Raw genomic sequence first — 15,902 nt, 5'->3', positions numbered from 1 at the left:
ATGCTGGTATTTTTATATTCGTAATTGCTTATTGATAAAGGCCATGTTTACAGGTAACAACTTATTATTTGTTAAAAGATGTAGCGTGTTTCTAATGTTATATCGTTTTCTTTTATGGCATTCTGATAAAAATATTTGAAAGTAAAATATTAAATAAAACAAAAGTATACCGATATTGAATAGTGAGGGTAGTTTTGTATGACTTTACGCTTTTAAGGTTGGTTTAATTCTATCATTGTACTTTTATTAGTTTTGATTTTTTAGTCTAGCTGTATATAGCTTTAGTTTTGAGTGTTTTAAATTATTGTTTTAATGGTTTATTTTTCAAAAGCTCTACCTTTTTTAGATTTGTATTCCTCCTTCTTATAGGCTTTTTTGTTCATGCTTGTGTCACGAATAATGACTTCTCTTTGCAGATTCTAAACCTAGCAAGAATAAAATGAACTTAGTCACAATAAGTAGTATGTAAATTGACATCAACATAATAAACCTACAAATTCTGTGTCTTAAAGGAATAGGTTTGTTTCATGTGTTAATTGTAGGTTTTGTTTTGCAGTTGAATATGGATAAAGCTGTTTTATTGCACTGATACCGTGACAAAAATCACAAGTGTAGATGTTAATGGAATAACTCACTACTCTCTTAAAGTGATACTGAGTAACAAAGCCTATAAGGCCTTTTTATTATGTAATATTACTTTAAGGAAGAAATATTACTTTACTGTTAACAAAGACGAAGGCGATGAACTCAATAGTAGAACCAAAATTAATTGATTTATGCGAACAATTCAATGCAAGTGAATGTTTTACTTTTTTTATTTTCAATACACCATTGATAAGTTCTAAAAGTGCCAATAAATCGGTGTGTTTACCAATTTCTAGTATTGTTAGTAGCCATGCTTTAGTTGAAGAAAAAATATCCTCACAATATATTCATGATTCAAAGTTATTGAGTGTTAAGAGTAAAGACCCACTTGATGTCGATGACATGGTAATTTCTATCAATAAAGCCTATTCATCGATGTCTGAAAGTGTTTTATCAATAGAGTTTCGACTATTAATTGCTAAAAAAATATCTATTAAATTCTTATTTTTTTCAAATGAAGGATTTAATGAAAGTTTAATTAGTAATAAAGCTTTGTTGAATGCCAAGTTATTGAATATAGCTCTTAGCTTAAATGCTGAACATAAGTTAATTACTCTTATGCTGCTTGATTCAGGTGTCATTAGCCGTAAAGTTTTTAATATTGTAAATTTGGTCGCACAAGGCACTTCAAGAGAAGATATTGCAGAGAAAATGAAGCTATCTGTAAGAGGCGTTGATTATTATATCGAAGTCAGTAAGCAGGTATTTGAGGCGAAGAGTATGCCTGAAATCGTCTATGCAGCGAGTCAGTATGGTTTGTTAACGGGTGAGTTTGCTTTGGAGTTAGATGATGAAGATCAGTAGTGTATTAAATGATTTTTCTATGCATTATGCTATTAAAGATATCATGTTTGCGTTAGATATTAAGAATCAAAATTTTTATAATAGTTTCTCGAAAGTTAAGCGTACGCCTAGCAGAGATAACATGTTATCAAGCTCGGTAAATGCGAGTAAGTATAGTATTGAAAGCCGAAAAAAATGGTCTAAATTTGATCCTAATTTACCCATTTCATTATCTTGTTCTAACCATCATTGGGATTACAGTAAATGGCCAAAACATCAGTTAAGCCCTCAAGATTCCCTGAAAAAATATGGATATACAACTAAGGTTTCAATAGAAACCAACTGCATGTTAAACCCCAATTGGGTTGGCCGCTTTTATCTGGTGACGAGTGATAATGATGAAGTATTATCGCCTGCATTTTTACAAAAAGCGCATGACGATTTAATGGACATTCACTACATGATTCTTGCGAGTAATGTCAGTTATTTAAACCCATTCATTGACTATAAAGTGATTAAACAAAGTGACATTAAAATATTGTCTATGATAGCAGAAGGGTATAACCGAGAGTCTATAGCATCAGAATGCTACCTCACTCCAAGAGGAGTCGATTATCGTATATTGCAATTAAAAAAGAAGCTGTGTGCCAACAATAGTTCCAGTTTAATTAAGTCCGCGTACCAGAACTTTTTATTAAGTTAATACCTAGTCCCAACTTAGTGATTATTAAAAGCTAGTCTTGTTGATTTTTAAAAGACTAGCTTTTATTGTTCCGTTATTTCCCCAACATTGCTACGAGTTAATTGTATGCTCGATAAATGGTTTCAGCCAGTAATCTAGCTGCTGCGGGGATGCTCGGTCCTGCTTGTTTAGTTATCGCGGAATCAATATAAAAAATCGCATCGTTTACAACCGCATTAACCTTACTTGCCTCGTGTCGACTTATAACTTCATCGAAAGTAGTGGTGCCATTACCTGCTGTTGGTCCACTGAAACTCGGTGCTTCAGCGCCAGGCCACATGGGTAGTAAGATAACATCAGGGTTTACTGTTACAACTTCCTCCCAAGTAACAGCTGGAGCGATACCTTGTCGGTCAGATAAAATAGCCTGTGCGCCCGTTAATTCAATGAGTTCTTTCATGTATGAATCACTGCCTGGAACGCATTTGTAATAGTAATTGATCTCATAATAAACATTGGGTTTCACGTCATACTTACCTTGATATTCCTGTTTAATATCAATTAATTCACTTTTTATTGAACTGATAAGTTTGTTGGCTTGGTTTTGATGGCCTATTGCATCGCCCAGTTGATTAATTTTATCGAACACTTCTTTAAGGCTGCTTTCTTCCATATGAATAACCTTAAAACCATTCTGCTCTAATTGGGCTTTCAGTTTTAATTGCAGGCCTGTTGCACTCAAGACTAAATCTGGTTCCAGCGCGGCTATTTTTTTAAGCGTTATATCTGTAAAACCACCCACTACGGCAATTTCATCACGCTCTACACGCTTTGGGATTTCATCAGGGAAACGAGCATAGCGTGTTACACCCACCAGTGAATCAATAGCACCTAGTTCGGCAACAGTATGACTCCAGTTTGGTGCTAGAGAGACTATTTTAAAATCCGCAGCAAGCGCGAATGAAGGAGTAATTAAAACGGTGCAAAGTGTAAAAATTGCAATCAATAAACGCATAGAACACCCAAACAGGTTAGTCACAGTTAGAGTTAATATCATTGGCATGATGAAGCCAAATTGCTCGCTTGCAACGTTTTTCAAACCGATATGAGCTTGAGTACACAGTTTTAACAAAGAAAGAGATTAACTGTGAAAAACCCCAGTGTTCCTAAATTGATAACTGTTGATAATGCCTATTTATTTGAATTAATAATGCGAGTAGGCCTATAGCAGGTCTTTTAGGTTTTAAGATGCCAGTGATTTTAAGTGTGCAAAAACTCAGTCATCAATATGCTGATTTGAAAGCGGTCGATAAAATAGATTTAGATATTATCGAAGGAGAGTGCTTAGGTATTTTAGGGCCAAATGGCGCTGGTAAGTCAACAACCTTAGAGATTTTGGAAGGGATAATCATACCCACAGCGGGTAAAGTGCTCTATAAAAATCACGCAATAAATAAACACTATAAACAGCAAATAGGTATTCAATTTCAATCCACCAGTTTACCAGACTACCTTACGGTAAAAGACACGCTTGAGCTATTCGCAAACTTTTATAAAAAAACGCTGCCAATCGCTCAGCTAATTGAGTTGTGTCAGCTGAGTGATATTTTACATCAAACGCATTTCACTCTGTCTGGTGGGCAAAGGCAACGGCTATTGTTAGCGCTAAGCTTAGTTAATGATCCTAGTATTTTATTTTTAGATGAGCCCACTACTGGGTTAGATCCTCAAGCTAGGGTTCACTTTTGGCAGTTAGTAGAGCAAATCAAACAGCAGGGTAAAACCATCATCTTAACCACTCACTATATGGAAGAAGCCCAACGTCTGTGTGATCGAGTTGCCATTATGGACCAAGGTAAATTCATTTGTGAGGGAACTCCTCAAGCCCTCATTCACCAACACTTTTACCAGCATATTTTGGAGCTGCCCGATACCATTGTTTCTGGGCATGTAGTGGGCTTATTACAGGCTAACGATAAAGTGAAATTCAAGAAGGTGTCTGGTAATTACCTGATTGAATACAACGATATCGAAGCAATTTTACCGCTATTGAGTGATGTAGAGAGCAAAGGCATCACCATGCGACAACCTCATTTAGAAGATTTATTTATGAAATTAACCGGAAGCGAGTTAAGAGCATGAAGGCGCTATTAGCTTTAATAACGGCAAGAAACATTGAATTTTCCCGAGACAAGTCAGCCATTGGTTGGTCATTATTTTTCCCGCTCATTATCGTTATCGCATTAGCCTTAGTGTTCGATGACGAAAACCCTGCACTATATCAACTTGGCGTTTATGGTGACGTTAGTGAATTAACCGAAGTGACCAGTATTAAGCACATTGAAATTATTAAGTATGATGACTTTGACGAAGCTGAATATAAAGTGGCAAGGCATCATATTGATGGCTTAATAAATGCTGAGGCCTATTGGATTAATGCCTCGAGCCCAAGAGGTTACATCCTTGAACAGCTTATTAATGCCAAGGCGCCTCTGTTAAAAAGAAAAGAAGTCACCGGCGAGGCTGTGCGCCATGTTGAGTGGATTCTTCCTGGGATTATAGGGATGAATATGATGTTCTCTGCGCTATATGGCGTGGGTTATGTCATTGTTCGATATAGAAGAACCGGCGTATTAAAACGTTTTCAAGTTACCCCTTTAAGTGCATGGCAATTTCTTGCGTCGCAATTAGTTTCGCGTTTGATTGCCATTGTAGGCACTGCAGTGGTGGTGTTTTTAGTTATATCCGTGCTATTTGATGTTGAAGTTAGAGGTAGTGCTTGGTTACTTTTACTCAATATGACATTAGGCAGTGCGGCGATGATCAGTATTGGATTAATGGTAGCGAGTCGCACTCGATCTGATGAGTTTTGTAATGGGGTATTGAACCTGCTGTCTTGGCCAATGATGTTTCTTTCTGGAGTCTGGTTTTCGTTAGAAGGCAGTAAGTCATGGGTAAGAAATATTGCTGATGCTTTACCACTAACGCACTTAAATGATGCCAATCGTGCCGTTATTATTGATGGCGCTGGTGTTACTGATATTGCTAACCATCTTATATTTTTATTCTTGGTCACTCTGGCCGGGCTTGCCATAGCAAGTTATCGATTCAAATGGAATTAACTCAAAGGTTTTAGTGTTTTATTTGCCTAAAAAAATGAGGTTCAAGTTAACAGTTTCCTATTTACTGTTAAAACCTACAGAGTAATTCAGGTTTTTTGTCGTTAGCCTTAATGTCAATTCGATATGCCTGATAAGCATATTGATTAAAACAAGAATTGATACTAAATAATGGCTGATGATATGAAACAATTAAAAACTATGAGCATGTTGCTCATAATGATGTCGGGATTGATGACGTGCAATCTAAGTGCTGAGCCCGTCGATGTATTAATGGAAAAATTTGAACAAGGAACTTATTCGAAAAAAGGTGCTGATGGCTGTTTAATGTGCCATAAACGTACAGAAAAAGTGATGGCTATTTTTGATGGTGTACATGGCCAAGCTAATTCAGCAGCAAGCCCAATGGCAGGTTTACAATGTGAATCTTGTCATGGACCTCAAGGTAAGCACAAAGGCAAAAATGAACCAATGATTGGTTTTGGTGATGACTCTGCCCTTACCGCCGAAATGCAAAATACCGTATGTACAGCTTGTCATAACGATACAGCTCGTAGCGCTTGGCATACTTCAACTCATGCTGACCAAGATGTTGCTTGTGTGAGCTGTCACCAAGTACATATCGCCAAAGATCCTATTACTGTTAAAAGCAAAGAAGCTGAAGTGTGCGCAGGTTGTCATACTAAAGTGAATGCAGATACCCACAAACGCAGCAGTCACCCAATCGAGAATGGTTCAATGGTCTGTTCAGACTGTCATAACCCTCATGGTTCAATGAGTGACAGTGACCTAAAAGCCTTTAACGTCAATCAAACATGTTTTGAATGTCACGCTGAAAAACGTGGTCCTTTCTTGTGGGAGCATGCACCAGTAATGGAAAATTGTGCTAATTGTCATGATGCACACGGTAGCGTGAATAAAAACCTTCTTAACTCCCGAGTTCCTATGCTGTGTAAGCAATGCCATGCCGGTGATATCCATGCATCAACACTTCCAGGTGACAACCAAAGTATTCAAACCGCAGGACAAGGTTGTTTGAACTGTCACAGTCAAATCCATGGTTCTAATAATACATCTGGCAAAGCACTGCAGTTTTAAGAGGGATATCTAATGAAATATAAATTAAGTTTAGTGACACTCGCTTTAGCTAGTATTAGTACTGGTGCAATGGCGTTTGATTTTGGTATTACCGCAGCCAAAGATGTTGAAAACCGTGCTGGCGGTTGGAAGTGCAGTAAATGTGTTTCAGACAAAACAGCAGTTGGCCAAATTGGTGTTGAACTAGGTTCAATGGATGCTGAAGATGATCATGCTGCCAATAAACTCAAGTATAAAGACGGTTCTGCTGCAGGCGTAAATGCAGATCTTGCCATCAATAATGACGGTTACAGAACCGAAGTGTTTGCTGATTCATTAGGCAGTGAGCAGGGCAGTGCCAGCGTAAAAACGGGTCGACTTGGAACTTGGGGTGTTAAAGCCAGTTTCGATGAGAAAAACCGCTACACAGCTGACAATGCTCAAAGCGTGTGGACCAGTAATAACGGTCAGTTTGTTGAAAATGATGATTTCGTCACTCAATCGCTGGCAGTAGAGCGTTCAAAGTATCAGCTTGAAGCTGAATATAAACTTGATGTTTTTTCTACCTACTTTAGATATGCCTCTGAAGACAAAAAGGGTAAGCAGCAAACCAGTATGAGTAATGGTGGGATTACTGCCATCAATCTTGCAGTACCTGTTGATACTCGAACTCAAAACATGACAGCAGGTATCAACTTTAAAGGAGATAACTGGTTCTCTGAAATTAACTACCAAGGCAGTTTGTTTGAGAATAACATCCATGAACTTTCAATGGCTGGAACGGATTTTCAAACAGCCTCTCAGGCTGCAGATAACCAAGCTCATTTTATCAGTTTGCTCGGTAATTATCGCTTAGACAGAACTTACGTTACTGGCCGCTTAATTAGCGGTAACATGAAACAAGACAGCGACTTTGTGACGTTAACTGGCGTACCTAATGAAAGTAATCAAGGTAATGTTGAGGTTGATACTCTAGATGCAAACGTTAAAGTTTCAAGTCGAGTTGCAAAAGGTGTTCGAATTAACGCATCAGTAGATTATTCTGACCGTGATAACACCTCTCAAATAGATGAATATGAACAATTCAGCTATAACAGTGTAACTGGCGAGATGGTTGAGAATAGAGTTTATGATACAACCCGAACTGCTTATAAAGTGAGTGCGAGTTATAACTTTGCTAAAGGCCAGCGTATTGAAGCAGGCTTCGATCGCATTGATACTGAGCGTTCTGATCAAGATCGCGAAAAGACTGATGACAATATCTTTTGGGCTCAGTGGCTTGCAACGGGATTCGATAAGTGGGATCTTCGAGTAAAAGCAAGTTACTCAGATAAAGGAGGTTCGTCTTTCTTATACGATGATGCAGTATCAAATGACGAAGATCAGTTGATGCGCAAGTATTATCTTGCCGATAAAGAAAGTACATCTGCTGAAATGTTTATTACTCATACACCAGTAGACAGCCTCTCTGTGAGTTTGCATGGTTACTACTCATTAGATGATTATACCAATACAGGTGTTGGACTGGTTGAGTCTAATAGTTATGGTTACGACTTAAGCTTAAGCTGGGAAGCCACAGATACACTCAGTTTTACTGCTGATGGTGGTTACCAGTGGGTTGATAATGCCCAAGCAAGTGCACGAAATGATTACTCTAATTATTGGCAAGCTGATACCAATGAAGAGTTCGGTTTTGCTGGTGTTGGTTTTGATTACTCAGGCTTGAATGATTACGGTATCAGCATTGGCGGTGATTACACTTATGCGCTTTCATTTAGTGATAGTTATACCAGTGGTAGTGATATCTTCGGACTTTATGAATCAACTAGTCATAATGCCTCTTTGTATGTCGATTACAGTATTTCAACTGAAATGACAGTAGGCCTTCGCTATGAACTTGAACGTTATGAAGATAACGATGACACAGATTTACCTGTGTACTATTACCCAGGAACAGGCCCAACAGGCCTGCAAACATTAGGTGAACTAGATCATGATTATACCGCGCATTTAGTCATGGCAACATTTAGATATCAGTTCTGATAAAGCAAATTAGTTATCTATAGGGCTATCATTCGAGTTCGGGTGATAGCCTTTTTTTGGGGGTAAGCATTTTCTATAAATAGTTACTTATCTGAAGGGGTAATTTTTGAAAATATATCTGTATGGCAGTTAACAATGTTACTAGTTTTCTCTCATTAACGATAAGTGTGGCGTTAAACTCTTTTGAGTATTTGCCATGAATAATTTCAAGAAGACCAAGGGGGAGTTTATTAATGGTATTAAAGGACTCGGCTCTAAGGCTTTAGTATTGCAACAATAAGAATATTTATAGGGTATTCAAATTTTTATTATTTTAATCGTTATTGGGGGGCGAATAATGCGTCATTTTTATGCTGCCTGACCGCTTTGTTCTGGCTCAGATATGTTCATCAACAATATTTGATGTTTGATATTATTTTGCCAATTGACTAACTCGCATTGAGATAACTCATGGACAACAAAGTCAGGGCTAATTGAGTCGATTAAATGAGATAGATTAGTTTGGACAAATGGTTGGTGCGGATCGAGTTGGTTAATATGCTTCAGTGCATGATCAAATTGCTGCCAAAATGGTGCTTTATCTGACTCATCAGGCTCCCAAGGTTCATAATTTTGACTAAGCAAACTGCTGTTCAAATGTACTGTGATGATTTCTGAGTATAAGTCTAGTTTGTGTAGCCTGTTTTCAATAAACTTTATCGCTTCTGGTTCATTACTCAGTTGTGGCTGTGTTGCCATCAAATGTCCGGTATCAAAGCATATTCCGCATTTATCATAATTAATCGCAAGTCGAAGTTCATCGTATTGATTGCGGTTATCGAGTCTAAAGCTTTTATTCCACCACATATTTTCGAGTAATAGCCAGCCATTAAAGTGGCTTTTAGCTAAAGCTTGGTTAAGTAACGTTGCACATGCTTTGATTGTGTCTTGATATTGCCATGGAAAATCCTGCGTGATGATATTATCCATATCGCAATCCATAGGGTGAAAAACCGCGTAGGGCGCCCCAAGATCTTGAGCCATATTGAGCTGGTGGACCATAGTATCTACAAGAAAATCAGCATCAGTACCGCCATAGAATTGTTCGACAGTGTTCCAATCACCAAAGATATGCATCAACCTTTTTTGATCGTTATATAATAAAGGTGTGAGAATAGGGAATGACTGTAAGTGAAACCCGCCAGTCAACGTTTTCGGTACTTGCTCATAATTAAATGAGCCATTAGGGTAGATCTCAAACCCATCTAAACTCATTCTTGTTAACCAGTTCTCAGCTTGTTGCCAGTTTTCAAATAGATGACCAGGTTTAGGAGTGACGGTTAGATTGGTTAGTTGCTTCATATTGTCTCTACCAGTCTAGTCCAATACGTGCTTTAAGCCCTTGCTGAAAAGCATGCTTTTCAGGTCTAACTTCACTGACAGTATCGGCGTAAGCTTTAAGCTCTCGATGCGCCGCACGGCCGGTGATAATAACCGACATCTCAGTGGGTCTTGCTTGTAAATATTTGAGAATATCTTCCAATTCAATAAAGCCCCAAGTCACCATATAAGTTAGCTCGTCAAGTAGCACCAGATCGAACGAGTCGTCAGATAAAAAAGCTTTAGCTTGCTGCCAAGCCATTTGCGCGGCTTGCTTATCACTTTCTTTATCTTCGCTGTTCCAACTAAAGCCTGTATTCATGGTGTGAATTGGTACGTTGAGCTGCTCAAGTAAGTTACGCTCACCACACTCAAGATTGCCCTTAACAAATTGCACCACTGCGACTTTTTGATCATGGCCTAATGCCCTAAAGGCAGTGCCAAAGCCCGCAGTGGTTTTGCCTTTGCCATTACCGGTAACAATAAGCACTTGGCCTCTTTCTTCTTGAGCTTGCTCAATCGCGCTATCGACTCTTTCTTTATGTTCGGCTTGTTTTTTCGGGTTATAGCTCATTGTTTATCTCGTTTAATGTATTTTTGCGTATCTGGGCTACTGCAACAGACTTGGTGGTAGTCATCTTGGTTAGGCCACATGATGATTTTCAAGAAATGGACGCTGATAGTCATGTACCGCTTTTTCTAAAGCCGTGATGATGCTTTGCTCGTCAATATTGAGCGCTTCACTGAGTACCAACAAACCGCCTAAGCCACAGCCTTCTACAACCAAACCATGCTCATAACACTGCAGACAGCTTAAACTTGATAGATTGAAATTGGTGTTATGGGTGATAACGGTATCTTTGCTATCAAGTTGAGCAAGTACCCGTTCACCGTCACCATTTAGAACCCAGCGAGTGGTATGAATGACCGTGGGTTGTAATTCTTTAGTCGTGTCTCGTGCTGCCATTAATGGCGCTACAAACATCATTCCGCCCGCAAAAATGGGGAGTGGTAATGCCGTTGGCCATTGCTGGCATAACTTAATGATGGCCAGTTGAATAGGGTCATGAAATAGTGGGTTAGCAAGCAAACGTTGTTCACTGAATTGCTCACCATTTTGCCGATACAGATTTTCAAGTTCACTTAATAACTGCTGTTTTATTGCTAGCTTTTTGGGATCTTTAGTACTGCCTGCCGGTGATAGGTCTAACCCAGTGAGTAAACGTAGCCATAAGGTTGAGAAGGTAGTGCCACCCACGCCGCATTCAGACAAAACACTGATACAGCCTCGTTGGGCTTGATCGATTAACGTTGGAATAAACTGTGTTTCTATTAATTCAGTAGCATCAATGTCACGGCCACCATGATGAGACTGCGTAAGCCATGTTTCAGCTTGTACTTGTGGCTGACTTACATTGAAGTTAAAACTGTGAAACTCGATGTTATACCCATGATTATCTAACAGTGTTAATAAGCCATGGCTAAGTACTGCTGGGCTGATGCCGCCGTTACTGAGCAATCCGTCATACTTGTCAGCCCCTTTGGTTGCCAAGCTATTTGTGGGTAATACCGTGGTGGCGTAACCATTAGCAATAATTTCACTGTCTCGTGTAGGGGTGAAGTGCATTAAGTTGTAGCCTGCACCCGCATCGGAGAGTTCATGCAAACCAGGCAATTGCGTTGCGGCACAATTTAAAATATTGAAGCAAATTGTTTTCATTGTTATATCTCTCCAGCGTTTACGAGCTTTTAAACGGGCTTACTTAGGGTTATGTAGGCCAGTTAATTGTGGCCATAACTTGTTGTCTTCATCGATATAAGTTTGTATTTCTAGGCGAGCAGCGTGGGCAACAACAAGGTGACTGAGGTGCGCGTTCCCAGTGGTTTGATGGCCTAATACCTTTATGTCATCAGCCAAGTCGGCTGGTGAAAAAAGCCAATGCATTAAGATGCGAATAACACCTGAATGCGTGACAATCAAAATGTGCTCACCTTGATGGTTTTGACTTATTAATTTGATTTGCGCCGTAGCACGTGTGAGCAACTCTAGGCTCGACTCCCCTTGCGGGGGCGTGATGACAAAAGGCTGCTGCCAAAACTGAGGGTAGCCACAGTGAGTGTCTTGCCATAGTTGGGATAATGGCAAACCGTCCCATAAACCAAAATCCAGCTCTTGCCAGTCAGGACAAACCTGTAATGGTTTACTTGTTTTATCAGCTAAATGATGGGCAAATTGGCTGCAACGCCGCAGCGGAGAACTGATAATGCGGTCGAACTTTATGTCTTGGCTACTAAGGTGCATTTGTTGCCAACCGCGCTCAGTGAGGCAAGGGTTGGTGCGACCTAATAAGCAGTCGTGTTGTTCTGGTTGGCCATGGCGTAAAAAGGTGAATCGAGTGTTGTTCATGAATGCGATTCCTTTGATGTTTTAACTGGAATCGCAATACGGCTTTGGCAGAAAAATACCTTGTTAGCAACATGAGAAATGGCTTGATGCATCTCACCGCTGGCGGCAACAAATTTAAGGCTCAAAGCGTCTTTCGGAATAAGGCTTTGGCCACATTCAGTGCTAACAACTACACAATGGGATTGCATTTGGGCAAGTCTTGTCGACAATTGTTTGATTTCGTCTTCAAGTGAAGATTGCGCCATAAGGTGATTGGTTAACCATAACGTTAAGCAATCAATGATGATGGTTTGGTTGGGTTTATCGATATCAGCTAAGGTTCGACTGAGGTCTAGCGGTATTTCAAGCGTTTTCCACGACGTTGGTCTTTGTGCTTTATGTAAGCGAATTCGTGGCTGCATCGATGCACTGGGTCTAGACGTAGCGATATAAATAGCGGGTTGTTGGCTAAGTGCAACTTCTTGCTCTGCAAGCCCAGATTTACCGCTACGAGCACCGCCCAAATAAAAGCTAATCATGGGCGCTCGCTTGATATTGACGAGCATTATCAATATTACGGCAAACGTTAATCATTCCCTGTAACACTCTTGGGCCTGTGCGGTGGATTAAATCGCCTTCGAGTGACTTAACTTGTTGGTTAATCACTGCAGGTAATTCTTTCCATGTCTCCCAACTAACCACTTCTTGATTACTATTACCGTGATAGATAGGTTTTAGAATGATGTCTGGCATGGTCGTGACGACCTGCTCAATACTGACTTGCGGGTAATCAGAGTGCGAACCGTAAAAGACGTTTACTCCGCCACAGCCAGCAAAAATCTCGTTCATCCATTGACTTGAGGTGGTAGTGAGTGGATTTGGCCACACTTGATAAAATACGTTTACGGGTGTTTGATGTTGAAACTCGTTACGTATTTCAGCTAATAAATGACTAAACTCTTGCGCTTGCTGATTAGCCTTATATTGATTTCCAGTGAGTTCGCCAAGTTCATTGAGCCTTTTAGGAATGTCAGTTAGCTTTTCGACGCTGGTGTCGATAACCGGAAAACCAAGATCGCTTAGACGCTCTAAAATACCCGATGACGTACTTTGGCTGTTTACAATAATGGCATCAGGATTGAGTGATAATAGCGCTTCATAGTTAACGTAATCGTAGCGGCCAATACGGCGTATTTTATTTGCAGCTTCAGGGTAGTCTGCGTATTCAACTGTGCCGATGATAGTATCGCCAGCGCCAATATCAAATAGCATTTCAACCGCATGTGGCGACAGCACCACGTAACGTTGCTCGGTTTTACTCGGAGCCATTTCGGCTGCATTTACCATGTTGCTGGTAAATAGTGTCAGTACCGCGAACACGATATGGTTAAGAAGTTTACTGAATAAAGTCATGATTATTTAGCCTCCTTTAGCACCAAAGGCAGTCCTGCAATACAAATCGCTACTTGGTCTACATATTGGCTTAACGACTGATGTAGCCAACCTGATTGATCGACAAATTCTCTTGAAAGCTCGCCTAAGGGCACAACGCCTTGGCCGACTTCATTACTAATAAGGACTAACTCAGCTGTACTTGCGTTAATGGCATCAAGCAACTGCTGTTTCATTTGGTCAAAGCTGCTGTCTTTTTGATTAGCTGCAAACATCAGAGTATTGGATAACCAGAGCGTTAAGCAGTCCACCAGAATTAGGTTCCCCTTGGTGCTGTATTGGGTTATTGCCTCAGCAAGCTGCAGGTGTGTTTCAACGGTTTGCCAATGCTTAGGTCTATTTTGTTGATGATGGGCAATCCTTTGCTTCATTGAGCTGTCATCATGTTGCGCAGTTGCGATAACGATAACGTCACCTTGGGTTTGCTGTTGCCATTGCTTAGCGTATTGCTGAGCCATTTTGCTTTTGCCTGAGCGAGCGCCGCCAATAATCAGTTGTTTCATCGAGTGGCCTTTTGCTGACGTTTAATAAGCAATGAAATGAAGAATGCGCTACCCATCATGGCTGTCATCACGCCAACGGGTAGCTCTTGGCTAGGTAGAATGACTCTTGACAAGATATCTACTGACACCATCAAAATGGCGCCCATCATGGCGGTGACGATTAAGCCTGCAGGATGCGCTGCGCCAAGAAGTATTCTGGATATGTGCGGCACCATTAAGCCGACAAAACCAATGCCGCCACAGGTAGCAACTAATGATGAAGTGATAAGCGCAGTTAGCATTAACATCCCAAGCCTGAGGGGGAGGACCGCAACACCTTGAGTGTGGGCGCTTTCATTACCGACCATCAGTGCATGAAGAGGGCGCTGGAATCTAAAAATGATGATGCTACCCAAAAATACGATAAGACTTGGGTAAAATAGCGATGACCAAGTGGCATTGGCAAAGCTGCCTAAAGACCAAAATAGCACAGCTTGAATAGCCTGCTGATCGCTGAAATACAATATGAGATTGGCAATCGAAGACAATAAAAATGAAATCGCTACCCCTGATAACACTAAGGTTTCGACTTGCCCATCACGGGACATGATCATGACCATCCCGACGGCTATAAGTGATCCTAAAAATGCACAAATCGGTAAAGGTAAAAATGCGATACCACCAGTAATAGCAAGGATTGCGCCTAATGCAGCGCCTGAGCTAATACCGAATAAGTATGGGTCTGCCAACGGGTTACGGGTAACACATTGCAGTACCGAACCTGAAATGGCCAATCCCGCGCCGCACACCATGGCCATAATGGCTCTTGGCATTCTAAGTTCAATAATAATGCGATCGGAAATAGCGAGTGAACCCGTTGCTGGTGTGTCGAAATTTATCGCACGTAAAATGGCGCCAATGACATTTTCAAATTCAATATTGGCACTGCCGATAATGATGGCCAAAATAGGGCTGAAAAATACCAGTGGCGTTAATACCAATAGTAAGGTGTTAGCATTAAACAGCCGCATATAATGCCTCTGAGTAATGGTACGTTACACGTGGTTTTTCATTAGTCGGGTGTTGGTCAATATGAGCATTTACACCATAAATATGGCGTATATTATCTTCAGACATAACAGCGTTAGGAGGTCCATTTTTAACTAAGCAGCCGTCTTTTAGAAACAACAACTGGTCGCAAAAAGCGCTCGCAAGATTGAGATCATGAATGGTGGCTATTACAGTAATATTCAGAGATTTGATCAGTGTCAGCACTTCAAGTTGATATCGAATATCGAGATGGTTTGTGGGTTCATCTAAGAGTAAAATTTCAGGTTTTTGCAGCAATGCTCTACCGATGAGTAGGCGTTGTTTTTCCCCACCAGAAAGGTGTTCGAAAAAGAGTTCACCTTTATCCGCTAAATTAACTTGTTCAAGCACATCATCAATGAGTTGTTGCTCACTTTTATGATCAATGCTTTGCCACCAATGGTGTTGGCTTACTAACCCTGTTGCTAGTAATTGGCGGGCGGTCATAGAAAATCCCGCTGGTGGATGTTGCAGCACGACAGCAACTTTAGATGAGAACTGCCTACGGGAAATCTGGGTAATATCGGTGCCGTCTAAACACACACGACCTTGAGTCGGTTTTAGGTACTTGTAAATACAGCGTAGTAATGTGGACTTACCCACGCCATTGGGGCCTAAAATACCCACAACCTCACCTTTTTTGACGGTAAAGCTAAGCTGCTTTAATACCGTTTTATCTGCACAACTCCAGCTTAAGTCGCTGACTGATAAGTGAGGTATAGAATCTTTTTTTAGCATTTTCAACATCTCACTTAGACACCCTGTTACGGGTGCCTAAGATTCTT

At 40.4% G+C, this 15,902-nt stretch carries 16 protein-coding genes; 6 read left to right on the top strand and 10 right to left on the bottom strand.

Annotation, left to right across the window (positions count from 1 at the left end; all coding sequences use genetic code 11):
* Positions 1-741 precede the first annotated feature (741 nt).
* Both K5Q58_RS02030 and K5Q58_RS02025 read left to right on the top strand, forming a co-directional pair.
* Positions 742-1,449, top strand: coding sequence for a hypothetical protein (locus tag K5Q58_RS02030; RefSeq protein ID WP_220752046.1), 708 nt, complete (start codon positions 742-744; stop codon positions 1,447-1,449).
* Positions 1,433-2,131 carry a hypothetical protein gene (locus tag K5Q58_RS02025; RefSeq protein WP_220752043.1) on the top strand — a complete coding sequence of 233 codons (699 nt, stop codon included), beginning with the start codon at positions 1,433-1,435 and terminating at the stop codon, positions 2,129-2,131. The genes K5Q58_RS02030 and K5Q58_RS02025 overlap by 17 nt, the downstream gene beginning before the upstream one ends.
* Positions 2,132-2,228: 97 nt before the next feature.
* On the opposite strand, the gene K5Q58_RS02020 is transcribed toward K5Q58_RS02025, so the two are convergent.
* Positions 2,229-3,125: an ABC transporter substrate-binding protein gene (locus K5Q58_RS02020; protein WP_220752041.1), complete on the bottom strand. Its 897-nt coding sequence runs from the start codon at positions 3,123-3,125 to the stop codon at positions 2,229-2,231.
* A 233-nt stretch (positions 3,126-3,358) separates the two neighbouring features.
* Here K5Q58_RS02020 and K5Q58_RS02015 point away from each other — a divergent pair, with 233 nt between their 5' ends.
* From K5Q58_RS02015 to K5Q58_RS02000, 4 genes are all read left to right on the top strand, one after another.
* A complete protein-coding gene (locus tag K5Q58_RS02015; protein WP_220752040.1) occupies positions 3,359-4,252 on the top strand; it encodes an ABC transporter ATP-binding protein in 894 nt (297 codons plus the stop codon).
* The gene (locus K5Q58_RS02010; RefSeq protein ID WP_220752038.1) at positions 4,249-5,232 is read left to right on the top strand and encodes an ABC transporter permease; all 984 of its coding nucleotides are present in this window, start codon (positions 4,249-4,251) and stop codon (positions 5,230-5,232) included. The genes K5Q58_RS02015 and K5Q58_RS02010 overlap by 4 nt, the downstream gene beginning before the upstream one ends.
* A 216-nt stretch (positions 5,233-5,448) precedes the next feature.
* The gene (locus tag K5Q58_RS02005; RefSeq protein ID WP_259651204.1) at positions 5,449-6,327 is read left to right on the top strand and encodes a DmsE family decaheme c-type cytochrome; all 879 of its coding nucleotides are present in this window, start codon (positions 5,449-5,451) and stop codon (positions 6,325-6,327) included.
* A 12-nt stretch (positions 6,328-6,339) separates the two neighbouring features.
* Positions 6,340-8,349, top strand: coding sequence for an MtrB/PioB family decaheme-associated outer membrane protein (locus tag K5Q58_RS02000; protein WP_220752034.1), 2,010 nt, complete (start codon positions 6,340-6,342; stop codon positions 8,347-8,349).
* Positions 8,350-8,697: 348 nt separating this feature from the next.
* Here K5Q58_RS02000 and K5Q58_RS01995 read toward each other — a convergent pair whose 3' ends face one another.
* The 9 genes from K5Q58_RS01995 to K5Q58_RS01955 form a co-directional block, all read right to left on the bottom strand.
* Positions 8,698-9,690, bottom strand: a complete 993-nt coding sequence (locus K5Q58_RS01995) for a TIM barrel protein (RefSeq protein WP_220752032.1) — start codon at positions 9,688-9,690, stop codon at positions 8,698-8,700.
* Between the two features lie 7 nt (positions 9,691-9,697).
* Positions 9,698-10,282 carry a cob(I)yrinic acid a,c-diamide adenosyltransferase gene (cobO, locus tag K5Q58_RS01990; protein WP_220752030.1) on the bottom strand — a complete coding sequence of 195 codons (585 nt, stop codon included), beginning with the start codon at positions 10,280-10,282 and terminating at the stop codon, positions 9,698-9,700.
* Positions 10,283-10,351: 69 nt separating this feature from the next.
* On the bottom strand, positions 10,352-11,428 hold the full coding sequence (locus tag K5Q58_RS01985; protein WP_220752028.1) for a hypothetical protein: 1,077 nt from the start codon (positions 11,426-11,428) through the stop codon (positions 10,352-10,354).
* A 39-nt stretch (positions 11,429-11,467) separates the two neighbouring features.
* Positions 11,468-12,115 (bottom strand): histidine phosphatase family protein, encoded by a 648-nt coding sequence (locus tag K5Q58_RS01980; protein WP_220752026.1) that lies wholly within the window; start codon positions 12,113-12,115, stop codon positions 11,468-11,470.
* Positions 12,112-12,633 (bottom strand): bifunctional adenosylcobinamide kinase/adenosylcobinamide-phosphate guanylyltransferase, encoded by a 522-nt coding sequence (locus K5Q58_RS01975; protein WP_220752024.1) that lies wholly within the window; start codon positions 12,631-12,633, stop codon positions 12,112-12,114. The genes K5Q58_RS01980 and K5Q58_RS01975 overlap by 4 nt, the downstream gene beginning before the upstream one ends.
* A complete protein-coding gene (locus K5Q58_RS01970) occupies positions 12,626-13,507 on the bottom strand; it encodes a cobalamin-binding protein (RefSeq protein ID WP_259651199.1) in 882 nt (293 codons plus the stop codon). The genes K5Q58_RS01975 and K5Q58_RS01970 overlap by 8 nt, the downstream gene beginning before the upstream one ends.
* 2 nt (positions 13,508-13,509) lie before the next feature.
* Positions 13,510-14,049 carry a bifunctional adenosylcobinamide kinase/adenosylcobinamide-phosphate guanylyltransferase gene (gene cobU / locus K5Q58_RS01965; protein WP_220752022.1) on the bottom strand — a complete coding sequence of 180 codons (540 nt, stop codon included), beginning with the start codon at positions 14,047-14,049 and terminating at the stop codon, positions 13,510-13,512.
* Entirely contained in the window at positions 14,046-15,059 is a 1,014-nt protein-coding gene (locus K5Q58_RS01960) for an iron ABC transporter permease (protein ID WP_220752020.1), read from the bottom strand. Before K5Q58_RS01960 ends, cobU begins: the two co-directional genes overlap by 4 nt.
* The gene (locus K5Q58_RS01955) at positions 15,046-15,864 is read right to left on the bottom strand and encodes an ABC transporter ATP-binding protein (protein ID WP_220752018.1); all 819 of its coding nucleotides are present in this window, start codon (positions 15,862-15,864) and stop codon (positions 15,046-15,048) included. The genes K5Q58_RS01960 and K5Q58_RS01955 overlap by 14 nt, the downstream gene beginning before the upstream one ends.
* Between the last annotated feature and the right edge of the window lie 38 nt (positions 15,865-15,902).

The organism is Shewanella sp. KT0246 (assembly GCF_019654955.1).
GTDB lineage: Bacteria > Pseudomonadota > Gammaproteobacteria > Enterobacterales > Shewanellaceae > Shewanella > Shewanella goraebulensis.
Note: the sequence above shows the minus strand (reverse complement) of the source record. Positions and strands in the feature narration are given on the sequence as shown.

Bases quoted from the DNA above. Each gene is read 5' to 3' on its own strand.
- K5Q58_RS02025 (WP_220752043.1), top strand. From the start codon at position 1,433: ATGATGAAGATCAGTAGTGTATTAAATGATTTTTCTATGCATTATGCT.
- cobO (WP_220752030.1), bottom strand. From the start codon at position 10,282: ATGAGCTATAACCCGAAAAAACAAGCCGAACATAAAGAAAGAGTCGAT.
- K5Q58_RS02020 (WP_220752041.1), bottom strand. From the start codon at position 3,125: ATGCGTTTATTGATTGCAATTTTTACACTTTGCACCGTTTTAATTACT.
- K5Q58_RS01955 (WP_220752018.1), bottom strand. From the start codon at position 15,864: ATGTTGAAAATGCTAAAAAAAGATTCTATACCTCACTTATCAGTCAGC.
- K5Q58_RS02015 (WP_220752040.1), top strand. From the start codon at position 3,359: ATGCCAGTGATTTTAAGTGTGCAAAAACTCAGTCATCAATATGCTGAT.
- K5Q58_RS01995 (WP_220752032.1), bottom strand. From the start codon at position 9,690: ATGAAGCAACTAACCAATCTAACCGTCACTCCTAAACCTGGTCATCTA.
- K5Q58_RS02005 (WP_259651204.1), top strand. From the start codon at position 5,449: ATGATGTCGGGATTGATGACGTGCAATCTAAGTGCTGAGCCCGTCGAT.
- K5Q58_RS01970 (WP_259651199.1), bottom strand. From the start codon at position 13,507: ATGACTTTATTCAGTAAACTTCTTAACCATATCGTGTTCGCGGTACTG.
- K5Q58_RS02010 (WP_220752038.1), top strand. From the start codon at position 4,249: ATGAAGGCGCTATTAGCTTTAATAACGGCAAGAAACATTGAATTTTCC.
- K5Q58_RS01960 (WP_220752020.1), bottom strand. From the start codon at position 15,059: ATGCGGCTGTTTAATGCTAACACCTTACTATTGGTATTAACGCCACTG.
- K5Q58_RS02000 (WP_220752034.1), top strand. From the start codon at position 6,340: ATGAAATATAAATTAAGTTTAGTGACACTCGCTTTAGCTAGTATTAGT.
- K5Q58_RS01980 (WP_220752026.1), bottom strand. From the start codon at position 12,115: ATGAACAACACTCGATTCACCTTTTTACGCCATGGCCAACCAGAACAA.
- K5Q58_RS01975 (WP_220752024.1), bottom strand. From the start codon at position 12,633: ATGATTAGCTTTTATTTGGGCGGTGCTCGTAGCGGTAAATCTGGGCTT.
- K5Q58_RS02030 (WP_220752046.1), top strand. From the start codon at position 742: ATGAACTCAATAGTAGAACCAAAATTAATTGATTTATGCGAACAATTC.
- cobU (WP_220752022.1), bottom strand. From the start codon at position 14,049: ATGAAACAACTGATTATTGGCGGCGCTCGCTCAGGCAAAAGCAAAATG.
- K5Q58_RS01985 (WP_220752028.1), bottom strand. From the start codon at position 11,428: ATGAAAACAATTTGCTTCAATATTTTAAATTGTGCCGCAACGCAATTG.